The sequence below is a fragment of the Acetivibrio mesophilus genome, from assembly GCF_004102745.1.
Lineage (GTDB): Bacteria > Bacillota > Clostridia > Acetivibrionales > Acetivibrionaceae > Hungateiclostridium > Hungateiclostridium mesophilum.
Genome location: NZ_RLII01000009.1, coordinates 38003 through 52313 on the forward strand (window position 1 = coordinate 38003; position 14311 = coordinate 52313).

Here is a 14311-nt window from a genome sequence, read left to right on the forward strand (position 1 = left end):
AAAAACGGAGTGGGATTATATTTATCCCAACTCCGTTTTTTTTATTTTGGCCTCTTGGAATCAAATGAAAGAGGCAAAAGCGAAGGGGCTCGATGCCCCGAGCTTTTATTTTGGCCTCTCAGCTTTTTATGATTCTACTTACCCTTAAGCTGCATACACTTTGAAATTATGGTAGCAACCTCAGCACGGGTAATCTCCTTTTGAGGTCCAAAGGTATTATCGTTATAACCTTTGATTATTCCCAATTCTACCGCTTTCTTTACATAGCCTCTCGACCATGCCGGTATCTTCTCCGAGTCAGCGAAGGTAAGGGTCTTATCCTGTGCTTCTTCTATTCCGAAGGCCCTCAGTACCAAGACCACTGTCTCCTGACGAGTCAACCGATTCGACGGTCGGAAGGATCCATCTTCATAGCCCTTTATTACTCCCTTATGCATTGCTGTCGCAATATATGCTTTTGCCCATGCCGGCACCGAATCTTTGTCGGAGCATGTAAGTTCTATGCTATCGGATACCTCAAATCCTGCCGCCTTCATTACCATTACCGTTGCCTCGGCTCTAGTTATCTGAGCATTTGGCCTTAAGGTTCTGTCCGGATATCCGCTGACAATTTCTTTTTTCAGCAAATCAGCAAAGAAGTCTGCCGCCCAATGCCCCTTTATATCTGTAAAGAAGTCCAAGCTATTGGAATCGGTTGGGGCCTGCGTTGGTTTTGTGCTTGGGTTCACTGGTGGAGTATTCCCAGCTGTTGGTGTTGCTGTTACTATCGGCGTTGCTGAAGGTGTTGGTGTTCCATCAATGGAGACAATAGGAGCTCCACCGCCTCCACCGGCTCCGCCCGGAATTACAATAGGTTCATCAACAACTGCTGTAGGTGTCGGTGATGGTGTTGCCGCCTCCACGATTTTTATTGTACATGAATCCTTGCAGGACGGTTTTGACTTACTATTTACTGTAATTGTTACAGTTCCGACCCGTTTTGCCGTTACAACTCCAGAAGAACTTACCGTTGCTACAGAAGTATCGCTGGAACTCCATTCCAATGTTTTGTCCGCAGCATTTGCCGGATTTATAGTTACTGTCAATTTATGGGTGCTACCTACTGTGAGTGTTGACGGTTTGCTATTAAGTTTTACCTGACTTACTGCAAGCCCTGTCACCGTTATGGTGCATGTAGCTTTAATACTTGAGGATTCTTTGCTGGTAGCAGTTATTGTAGCTTTTCCTAAAGAAATAGCTCTAACAGTTCCATCGGACGTTACCGTTGCAATATTCCTGTCGCTTGTTGACCATACGATGTCTTTATTGGTAGCATTCTCCGGTATAACATCTGCAACAAGCTTTATCTCGTCTCCTATACCTAGGGATACGTTGGTCTGTTTCAATTTGATTCCTAATACCTTCACCGGTTCAACTTTCAATGTGCATACTGCCTTTACACTCGGGTCATTCTTCCACGATGCGGTTATTGTAACTGTTCCGACGCCTTTTCCTGTCACCAGACCATCCTCAGTTACTGTTGCGATATTCTTGTCGCTAGATGACCAAATCAGCGTTTTGTTAGTGGCATTAGCCGGAGACACAGTCACTTCTAGCGATTTGCTTTGGCCAACCAGTATGGACTCCGGTACATTCTTAAATGTCACTTTTGTAACTGGTCTTTCAACCACCTTTATCACACACACTGCCTTTTTCGACGAATCGTACAAGCTGGTTGCAACTATCTTTGTTTCTCCAATATTTACTGCCTTTACAAGACCTTCAGCTGTCACAGTTGCAACACTTGTGTTATCTGATTTCCATGCAACCCTCTTATCTGAAGCATTCGAAGGAAGAACCTCTGCATTTATCAGAATGTACTCATCCGGATACAATGTAACGGTTTCCTTATCAAGGCTTATTCTCTCCACCGGAACCGGTATTACTTTTACATTGCATACAGCCTTAATAGAAGGATTATATATGCTGCTGGCAGTTACAACCGCTGTTCCGATATTCACAGCTGTCACCTCTCCGGATTGGGATATCCTGACAATACTCTCATCGCTTGATGTCCAAGTAATTCCCTTATAACTTGCAGTTTCCGGCAGAACCTTAGCTGTAAGTTTATCCGTATATCCTGCTTTAATTTCCAGCTTGCTCTTGTCAATTTCCACGCTGGTAACAGGAGTTATAACGATCACACTGCTAGTTGCATATATCGAAGGATCTTTTGAACTTACAGCGGTAATTACTGCTGTACCGGATTTTTTGGCTGTTACCAAACCTTTCTCCGATACTACTGCCACCTCAGTGTTGTCAGACTTCCATATTACTTTTTCGTCTTCGCTTCTAGGAGTGAATATTGCCTCAAGCTGTTCTTTTTCCCCGGGGTTTATGCTGATAGACAGCTTATCAATGCTTAAGCCCTCCCCGTCAGCTGGAATAACCTTAACGGTAAATGAGGTCATTACCGAGTTGTAAGTTCTAGCAGTTATAACTGCAGTTCCCGTTGCTTTTGCCTTAACAACTCCCTCTGATGAAACCTCTGCAACATTTGTGTTGCTGGTAGTCCACTTAATTGCTTTGTTTGTTGCATTCTCCGGCAAATATTTCACCTTGAGGTTTACTGTCTTGCCGCTCTGAACGGTCACCTGATACTTATCCAGCATAATTGCATTGATAGGTACCATAGCATTAGTCAGCAATGTCATGTCATTACCTGTGCTGTTTCTTGAACTTACATCAATAATTGATGTCCGAGCTTTGTCGGAGGAAGTTCCAGACTGGCTGAAGTATCCTCTCTCATTGTATGAACCATCGTTATTACCTGAAACAACCGAATACTCCACTTGGTAACCGTTGTCTCTGTTGTTGGCAGGAACATTAATTGTGTATCCCACCGACGCTGTACCGTCAGGAAGGGAAATAACACCTGATATCGCTCTGTCCAAAGGCAATAGTGTCAGGTTAATACCGCTTATGTTCTTTGTCACATTGTACTTTGTAGCACTGTCCTTATTGGCTGTGGTTACACTCTTATTGTGATAACCCTTTTCCACATACTCTCCAAAGAGAGGCAAAATTGAGTAGCTCACAACATATTCGGAACCTTCGGGCACATATAGAGAATAATTTGCTGATGAACCTCCCTTAGATATTGTCACATACGCAGAAGATTCATAATTCTCATTTGAGGCCGAAACCCACATCCAAAAGTCATTGCGGTTTACCTTCTGACCTGTTGGAAGAGAAACCCTTCCTCTTATTTCTATACCCGGTATCAGATTTAAGTTAATTCCTTCCACATTTCCGGATATGGTGCTGATAAGCGTTGAAAGTTCAGGTTTGCCCACAGTTCCCGTTTTTGCATAATAACCGCTGGTTACACAGCCTTCACTTGTTGACTTGATCGTATATTTTATGCGGTAGTTGTCAATTGAAGGAACTGTAATCTCATATTCAACAGCTGATTTACCCTTGCTTATTATTACGGTTTTTTGAGGAGTGAAATCCAATACATCGTTTTCAGCTGTTATTTCTACCTCAACATTTCCGGAAGCTGTCTTACCCTCTGGAAGCTTAATTGTTCCCTTTATTGTTCTATTCTTTTTTAGCAGAGCAAAATCTACATTCTGAATATCCTTTTTCGCCACATCTACTGTACCAGCCATACCTATTGCAGGCACTGTTCCCTTATTAGAATAGAATCCGCTCCTATAGTACTGATCGTCCACCGTATACGAATAACCCACCTTGTATACGGAATTTGGGCTTCCACCAATTACCGGTACAAAGACTTCCGTATTCAAAACATAATCATCCGCTTTGTCTTCGGTTCCGTTTCCGGTTGAAGCTTGAAGCTTAAGACCTACTACCCTTGATGTACTTTCAGGAACATACAGGATATAGTCTACAGAACTCTGCTTCTCAGGTATTGTTACGCTCTTTGTTATCCTATAGCCAGTATAATCTGTTTTTTCTGCAAAAACTGTCACTGGCAGACCGCCTTTAGGAGCAGTTGCTCCTTCAGGAAGTGATATTTTCCCTGATATCTTCCTGCTTCTTATCAGCGAAATATTAGCATTGGTGTAATCTCCGCTGCTGACATCCACAGGAGTTGCCATATTAATATCTACTACTGTAGCTGCTTCATTATAATATCCGTTGTTTATATAAGCATCACCACTCACCTGATAGGAAAGAATATAATCCGCTCCTTCCACATTCGGCGATACCCTTAAGATGTACGGAACCATGCTGCTACCTTCCGGTATTATCACTGTCACCGTATCATCCACGCTAAACAATTTACTTGTTGCATTTATGGTTACGGATAACCCGCCCACTCCGACAACTCCTTCCGGAATGGATACAATACCACTTACTATCTTCTTCTCAATAAGCATAAGGTTTATGTCTTCTGCATTTCCGCTGCTTACATCCACCAAGGTTGCTTCATCTGCTAATACTTTAGTACCGCTTTCACTGTAATAACCAAGGGTTGCATATTCATTAGATGACACACTGTACCTTACCTTGTATCCTGAATTGTGGGCGTTTGGCGGCACATTCAAGTAATAGTCCACCAAGCTTTCGCCCTCCAAAATAGTTACAGTTTCTGATGATTCATTTCCGGATTCATCAGTTGCTGTTACAACAACCTGGATGCCTCCTTCCGGAGCTGTTCCTTGAGGAAGCCTGATTGTACCGCTTATCGTCATATCCTGAATCAGAGAAATATCTATGTCTGTCATATCATTTTCTCTTAAATCCAGGGCTTCTGCTTCTCCCTTATTTCTTACAGTACCTTCCACACTGTAGTATCCCAAGGATGCATAACCCTTCCTCTGAGGAATCTCATACAGAAGTGTATATCCGCTTCCTGCAGGTATACTCAGTGTATAATTCACCTGTGTTTTTCCATAAGGAACAAGGATCTTGGCTTCACCGATGTCGTATCCATTTGTGGCACTAATGGTAACCTCAAAATAGCTTTCATCTCCAAAGACGCCGGTCGGAAGAATCAATTTACCTGATATTGTTCTCTTTTCCAAAAGCTTCAGCTTATGGCCGCTGATGTTTTCATCGTATACGCTAAATACTTTAGCTTTCTTTTTGTCCGTATAAACTCCCTTCTCATCATAATATCCATATTCCATAAAGCTCTCGTTGCTGTCCAATACATAGAAGAGTCTATAGCCCGAGCCCGCTTCCACGTGTACTGAATACGGTACTGACACCGCTCCGTAAGGTATCCTTACATTCGTCGAATAGGTCTCCACATCATTGGATACATATATCCTTACATTGAGTCCTTCTTCCGGAATGATAGCATTTTCCGGTACTTCAATGATTCCACTGACCATAGCCTTTCTGAGAAGCACCATATCAATGTTCGAGGCATCCTTCTCATTCACATTCACCGGTCCTGCATGAGACATATTATTAGTCGTTTCTTTGCTGTTATAGTATCCGTATGTTGTATAAACCTTATTTGACCAGTTTTCATACCTGACTATATACTCATAGCCTGGATCGTTCGGAGGTAGACTTATAGAATAACTTGCCGATGACTTTCCTTCCGGTATCGTGATAATCTGAGAATTTCCATCTGTTTCATTAAATATCGCAATATTTAATGAAACACCCCCTAAAGGTGCTACTCCCTCAGGCAAAGAAACCTTTCCGCTTATCCTTCTCGGCTTCATTAATTCAATGTCTATATTCTCAACATCTTTATTGTTGGCATCAACCGATTGAGCCAGCTTACTGTTTCTGACCGTACCGTTTTTGTTGTAATAGCCGTATCCCACAAGGTCATAATCCGATGAAACTACATATTTAATTTTGTAGCCGCTACCCTGCAGATTTGGCAGAACCTTCATTGTATACTCAGCCGAGCTTTTTCCCTCAGGGATTGTAACCCAAGTATCTCCTGCATCTTCAGCATAGATTTCCACCTTGATTCCTCCCTTAGGAGCTGTTCCTTCCGGAAGAGATACTGTACCGCTAATGGACTTCTTGGCTATCAGTGACAAGTCAATGCCACTAATATCGTTGCTTACGTTCATAAGATGTGCATTTGCCGGCATATAGGCAGTACCATATATCCCGTAATATCCCCATGGAACAAAGTCATTCTTTATAGACATTTCATAGCCTATTCTGTATCCTTTACCTACAGGAACACTTAATGAGTAGTCCATGCTGCTCTGGCCTTCAGGTATAGTTACATATGAAATAATCTTATCGGTATTATTCTCAGCATAAACTGTCACAGTAAGTCCACCCTTTGGTGCTGTTCCGAAAGGAAGTGAAACTTTTCCTGAAACAGTCTTTTTAGCAATAAGAGTAATGTTAATACCGCTGGCATTTTCTTTTCTTACATTGACTCCCTTTGCCAAATCGGCATTTCTGACAGTTTCCGATGAACCGTAGTATCCGGTAGAAGCAAAACTATTGTCATACCAATTCTCATATCTTACCTTGTAATCATCAGTGTCATCATTAGGCGGAACAGCGAGGGTATAAGCAGCCTCTTTTGAGCCTTTCGGTATATAGACAACCGTGTCTGCGCTGTCAATACTGTTGGAGGCTACAATATTTACAGTTATATCCCTGCTTGCTGTAGCGCTTTCAGGAAGTCTAAGTGTACCCTTTATAGTACGTGGACGTGTTAATTCATAGTTTACATTGTCTTTGTTTCCTCTGCTTACATCCACAAGCTCAGCCTTAGCTTCGCTTCTTACTGAGCCGTCCTGGGCATAATATCCATAACGTACATATCCATAGTTTTTCATGGTTTCAAATCTTACCTTGTAGCCTTTTCCTGCTGCATTAGGAACTACATTCAAGGAGTATGTAGCCGAACTTTTGCCATAAGGAATTACAACTGTTTGTTCATCGCCATCAAGGGCTGTTACCCTCACAGCAAGACCTTCCTGCGGAGCTTTTTCACCATCTTTTAGAGATATAGTTCCGCTTATTGTTCTTTTTGCAATAATAGCAAAACTTATATCAGTTACCGAATCCCCGTTGACATCTACATTAGCTGCGTCTTTTTCATCTATAACCGTCTCGGTTCCTGCATAGAATCCCTTGTCAACATATTTACTATCCGGTGCCATAACATAATATATTTTATATCCATAACCGTCAGGAATATAAATAGTATAATTTGCAGAACTTTTTCCACTCGGAATCGTAACTGCTATCTCCCTCTTGTTTTTAGAATTAGCTGCAAATACACTAAACGTTACCCCTTCTTTCGGTGCAATTCCTTCAGGCAAGGATATCGTTCCGCTTATGGAGTTGTAGTAAATAAGAGAAAGATTGATCCCTTCTTTTCCTCCCGCTGTCAAATCAAGCTTTGATGCCTCGCTGACAGAAGTGGTCGTTCCCTTATTGCTATAGTAGCCTTTAGGTCTGAAATCAAGCCCGGTTGAGACCTGATAAGACACCGTATAGCCCGATGCCGGAGGAACAGGCAACACATAATCAATCCTATTGCCGTTTTCAGGGATTGTTACATCCGCAATATTCTTGAATTTACCGTTGTCAGCTGTAATTCTAACTTCAATGCCTCCTTCAGGAGCCTGACCATAAGGTAGAACTACACTTCCTTTAATAATGCTGTTTTCTATGAGCGAAAGCTTTGCATCATTCAGATCCTTATCTCTCAAATCTATCTCCAATGCCAGCTTCTCATCCGGAACAGTACCGCTTCCTGCGTAATATCCCTTACTTACATAATCGGTTCCGGAAGATAAAGTGTAGTACATTTTATATCCGTTCTGCGGCGGCAGATACAATTCAAAGCTTTGTGACTGACCGTTTTGCGGTATGGTAACCGTCACCGAATCACTGTTTTGAGTGTTTTGAACAGTTACTTCCACTTTAAGACCGCCTTTAGGTGCAAATACCCCTATTGGCAACCTCACCTCACCGGATACTTTTCTTTTTGATATAAGGACAATATTCTTTTTATCTATATTCTCTTTTACATCAAAAAGCTCTGCGTTTTTAGAGTCTACCACAGTCCCTTCAGAACTTAGGTATCCGTTTGTTACATACTTATCATTTGGTGCCATACTGTAATACAGCTTGTATTGTGTTCCAGGAGGAACGATCAGCATATAGTTTGCGCTTGATTCTCCTTCCGGAATAGTAACATTTACGGAACCGCTGTCTTTTGAGTTCTCAGCGTGAATACTTAACTTTATTCCACCTTTTGGTGCTTTGACTCCATCAGGAAGAGAAACATTACCGCTTATATGATTTTTGCCGATGGCAGTTATCTCTTTACCTAATTGGTCCTCTTCATCCACATAGATTAGTGTTGCTTCTTTTTCATTTTGAACCGTTCGCTCTTCATTATAGTAGCCGTTTTCAGCATAGCCATGCTCAGAAGCCATAGTATACATAAGCTTGTAACCCGAACCATAATAGCTTGGATCCACCTTCAGTCCAAAGTCTGCCTGGTTTTGACCAAAAGGTATATTAATTACCTGCTGATAGGTCATGCTTTTTCCTTCTGCTGTCTTACCTATTGCAGATATTGTGACATTCATTCCTCCTGACGGCGCAACCCCGGATCCGAGCCTAAACACACCGCCTATGATGCGTTTTTCCAATATATTCAGGTTAATACCTACTTTGTTTTCAAAGCTAACATCAACCAAATTCGCTGTTTGAGCCCTTGGTACGGTTTTATCCTTACCATAGAAACCGGTCTGGACGAAATCAGTAGCAGAAGTAATTGTGTATTTTACGGTATATCCAGAACCAATTGCATTTGGTGACAGCTTCAATGTGTACGTCACATTGCTCTTGTTCTGAGGAATTGTCACTTTAGTGCTGTAGCTTCCGGCAGATATAGTAACATCAATCCCTCCTGCCGGTGCAGTCTTTCCATTAGGAAGACTTACGATACCGCTAATAGTTCTTTTTGCTATAAGAACAATGTTTAACCCTAAGATGTCATTCTTTTCAACATTAAAAGTCGTTGCCTCATCCTTAGTGAGAACTGTTTCATTAATGTTATAGTAACCGTTCAAATAATCCTCATGGCTTATAGTGTATCCAATAGTATAATCGTTACCTTCAGGCAAATACATTCTATATACTATGGAGCTACTTCCCTGAGGCATATTGACTGTTGTTGCTACCGAATCCCTGCTGTTTGAAGCTGTGACCGTAATCCTCAAACCTCCCGACGGAGCTACTCCCGAAGGCAGAACAAGGCTTCCTGTAACCAGTCTGTTTGGTATCAATGTCATATTTATTCCTTCCTTGCTTTCTTTCGAAAGGTCAAGAAGCACACATTCCTCTTTTTCCCTAGTTGCCGTAACCCCATTATAGTAGCCCGCAGGGAAATATTTTCCGTCAGGATTGATTATTGAATAACTAAGCTCATAATCTTTTCCTTCAGGAACATAAAGCTTGTAGGTTGTTGAACTGCTCACTTCGGGTATAACAACATCAAGCGTTTTTGTGTCATTACCGTTTGTGGCTTTGAGCCTTACCTTTATGCCAGCAAAAGGTGCTATCCCTGTAGGAATAGAGACACTACCGCTTATATATCTATTGCTTATAAGCTTAAGGTTGATACCCACCTGGTCTCCTTCGGTTGTGTCTAATTTATCTGCTTCCGATTCTTGCCTTGTGGTTTTTGAAATACTGTAATAACCAGTACTTATATATTTTTCATCAGTAGTCTCATACTTTACGATATATTCCTTACCGGAGGAAACGTACAATGTGTATGGCACTGAGCTTTCTCCTTCAGGAATGATAAAGCTTGCTGTTATTTTATCGGATGAACTCTGTGCAGTTACTTTTACATTAACACCGCCTGCCGGAGCATATCCTTCAGGAAGCAATATTGTCCCGCGAATAGTTCTCTTTGTGATAAGCGATATATCAATGCCTGCCCTGTCACCTAATATATTGAGCAATGAAGCTTCTTTTTCAGTTTCTTTCGATCCGGACTCCGAATAAAATCCAGGGCTTACAAAGCCTGCACTTGATGTGGTATACTTAAGAACATATTTCTCGCCTGCCGGAACATAAAGTACATAAGAAGCCGACATAAACCCTTCAGGAATGACCACATCCACCGTATCGTTGGAAACCTTGTTGTCTATGGTTAATTTTACACTGATTCCTCCTGCAGGTGCAGGTGCCGATAAAAGTTTTACATTTCCGCTTACTTCCATCTTTGGAATCAAATTAATATTGATTGATGAAACATTGATAGTTGCATCAATAGGCTTCGCTTTAGATTTATCAACCGTTGTGCCTCCGTCGCTGTAATACCCTGTTGGCATAACTCTCCTGTCCGTAGCTTCATACCATACGGTATAGTTCTTGCCTTCCGGTACATAAAGAGTATAGTTTATGGTATTGTAGCCCTGAGGTATTGTTACTGTAGTTTTTACAGTATCTGCCGAGTTGGAAGCACAGATTGTAACCTTCAATCCCCCAGAAGGAGCTACTCCCTTTGGAAGAGTGACACTACCTGTTATTTTATTATTTCTAAGCAGTTGAAGATTTACATTTTGCTTGCTCTCTCCATCCAGATTGATTAAGGTCGCAGCACTCGAATCTTTAACCGTTCCTGATGTGCTGTAATAACCTTTTTTAAGGTATTCTTCAGCAGTCACTGAGTACTCCACAAGATACCCGGTTCCCGATGGAACATAAACGGAATATTCTGCAGAGTTCTTTCCCTCTGGTATTGTAACGGTAACAGACCCTTTATTCTTATTATTTGAAGCTGTAACAGTTACTTTCAAATCGCTTTTTGCAGTAACACCTTCCGGAAGCTTTACACTTCCATTGATGCTGCTTTTTGGTATCAAGACAAGATCAGCCTTGGCATCTGTACTGCTTACATCTACAAGTTCTGCTCCAATCTCTGAAACTGTCATCCCGCTACTGCTATAGTATCCCGGTGTAATAAACATCGTACTACTGGAGCTAAGCTTGTAATATACCTTGTAACCCGATCCTGCATTATTTGGTGGGACCTTAATAGTGTATTCTACCGAAGACTCGTTTTTAGGTATTGTAACAGTTGCATTATAGCTGTCACCTGCGTAAACAGTCACCTTTGTATCACTACTAAGTGTCATTCCCGAAGGCAGAGATACTGTACCGCTTATCGACCTTTTGGGTATTAAAGTCATATTTACTTCAGCCTTGTTTTCCGAAGTAAGGTCGAGGGATGCAGCAGAACTTGCATTTAGAGTGGTACCGCTTACCCCATAGTAGCCGTCGGTAGCATAATCGCTTTTTGAATTAACTTCATATTTAACCTTATAGCCCTTTCCTGCAGGAACATATGCAGTATAGCTTACAAATCCCGCTCCTGCCGGAATTGTTACAGATGCTTTTGTGCTGTCCTTTCCATTGGACACTACAACATCTACTGAAATACCTCCCGACGGTGCGACACCGGAAGGAACAACAATATTACCGCTGACAGCGCGCATCTCGGTAAGAGTTAAATCTATATCAGTCTTGTTTTCCTTGCTTAAATCCAATAAAGATGCTCTACTACTGTCTCTTACCATTCCGTCCGAATTATAATACATAGGACTTACAAAAGTGTATTCCTTCGAAGATTCATACCATACTTTGTATTTCTCTCCCGGGTTGACAAACAGAATATAATCCGCAGACTTTTCTCCTTCTTCAATCATAACGGTCTGCTCTGCGCTCCCCTTGCTTCCGGAGGCCTTTACTTTTACCGTATAGCCTCCTTTCGGTGCAACCCCATTGGAAAGAACCACTTTTCCCGATATGGTTTTCTTAAGGAGCAGAACCAGATTTATACCTACCTGATTTCCTTCTCTAACGTCAATATCGTCGGCACTGTTTTTGTCTACAACTGTACCACCCTTGCTGTAATACCCCGGTGAAACAAATATATCATCTTCAGGACATTGATAGAAAAGTTTGTACACTCCGGGATTGTAGTAAATTGTAAAAGACCCGGACCTTTCTCCGGCTGGAATAACAATAAAAGTTGTTCTTCCATCGGTCTCATGGGTAAAAATCATCCCACCAGGAGGTGCATAATATCCTTCAGGAAGAGATAATGTACCGCTTACAGTCCTTTTTTCAAGAAGCATTATGTTTATATTCGGCTGATTACCGGCTATAGTGCTAACCTTCGAGGCTGAAGCGACATTGTATACAGTACCTCCACTGCTGTAATACTGTTCATTCATATATATTGACTGAAGTGTCAACAACTTGCTTTTGATTATGTATCCTTCATCCGCCGGAACATTTATTGAATATGGCACCGAGCTTTCGCCTTCCGGAATTGTAACGGTAACTTTTGCTTCTTCAGAGCCGTTGTAAGCTGTAATTTCGAAGCTTATTCCTCCATAAGGAGCTGTACCGGATGGCATGGATAAAACTCCACTAATGAACCTTTTTTCAATAAGTTCAAGGTCTATATTGTTTAAGTCCTCATTATCAACGGTAATCAAAGTTGCAGAACTTAGATATCTGACTGTTGAACCCTTTTTATAATACCCCTGTTCAACATACAAGTTATTGGATGTCTTATAGGAAACATTATAGCCTGAACCTGTGGGAACATACATGGAGTAGGTGGCTTCTGACTTTCCCTCCGGTATTGTAATTGATTTGCTTTCAACTTTGGTTTTATTCAATGCTACAATTACTTCTACACTTATGCCACCTTCTGGAGCAACATCCTTTGGCAAGGATACCTTTCCCGAAACAATACGTTTGGCAATAAGTATAATATTTTTATCTACGGCATCTCCCAAAACAGTGTCTATCGGTGTAGCCGCTTTACTGTCCTTTACCGTGCCGTTTTCGTTATAATAGCCTTTATTTAAGTATGCTATATCGCTTGTTTCATAGTATAGTGTATAACCCGAACCGTCGGGAACATATAAAACATATTCAATGGATGAAGCTCCCTCAGGGATTACTACGGTTTGAGAATCTTTATCCGAGCCATAGGTTGCCCATACAGTAACTTTTACACCATCTTTAGGTGCCGTACCTTCAGGCAAAGATATGGTACCAGTTATTCTCTTCTTTGCAATAAGATTCAAGTTAATATTTCCCTTATCTTCAGCGCTAACATCAATAAGGGTAGCAAGAGTGTTATATCTTACAGAACCAGACACGCTGTAATACGCAGTCTGTAAGTACATCCCATTTGAAGTCTGATAGCTTACAAGATATCCTTTATCCGATGTACTGGGCGGAACCTTCAGCATATAATCTGCAGAATTGTGCCCTTCAGGAATGATTACAGCAACTGTTGCCTTATCAGATCCGCTTGCTGCTGTTATGGTTACAGATACTCCACCAGCAGGAGCAACCCCGTCATCGGGAAGGGTTACAGCCCCTGAAATATCCCTTTTGGCTATGAGAGTCAGATTTATATCCGACTGCAAAGGTTCATCTGCTGTCAAGATTATCTGTTCAGCTGCAGAAGAACTTCTGACAGTGTCGCCTTCACAGTAATAACCAGTGCCTACATAATCGGCATTTGATGTCTGATAATACAAGGTATACACTGCTTCTTGCGGAACAATTACAGTGTAATCAGCACTGCTTTTTCCTTCTGGAATGGCAACACTTACACTAGTAGTTTTTGAGCTGCTTTTGGCATATACCTTTAACGCCAATCCTCCCGCAGGAGCCACTTTACCCTCCGGTAAGAGAACTCTACCGGATATTGTAAATACACTTGACGTGCCTACAGTTAAAGAAGCAGCTTTTAGCCCGAGCATTTCTTCATCCGGGTTTTGAAACAGTTCTTCTTGGGCATAAACATTTTCAGTTACGGTCTTTTCAGGTGTGGAATTATCGGCTTCTTCGATGTCAGGTGGATTCTGAACTTCAAGAATGTCATAATTCTCTGCCAAAGCTACCGCAGACGACACCCCGGCAGGTACCATCTCCCCAAAAAGCATCATAAAACACAATAGAATAGAAATAAAGACCTTAAGGTTTTTCCTCATATATTACCCCCCATATTGTTGTTTTACTTTAGTAGGTCTTGTTATCATAGGTTTAATTAAATCCCGACAATATGCAACACACCCTTTCGCTATAGGAATTAGGCAAATATCAAAACAACCCCCTCACCAACAGTTGATTTATCATAAAGCCTCAATACCCGGCATTAATTTCAACTCTATAGTTTGCAAAGGGTTATATAAAAACAACGCAATATGTAATATATTATATATTTGATGAAAATGAATAAAAGTACAGAAAAATGCCCTTCTTTTTTTATCATGCCCCCCAAAACAAATAAAGCAGTCAA

General features: G+C 41.4%; 1 protein-coding gene. It reads right to left on the minus strand.

The window, feature by feature from the left end:
- Positions 1-134 precede the first annotated feature (134 nt).
- Positions 135-14003: an Ig-like domain-containing protein gene (locus EFD62_RS08895; RefSeq protein WP_128705989.1), complete on the minus strand. Its 13869-nt coding sequence runs from the start codon at positions 14001-14003 to the stop codon at positions 135-137.
- Positions 14004-14311 lie beyond the last annotated feature (308 nt).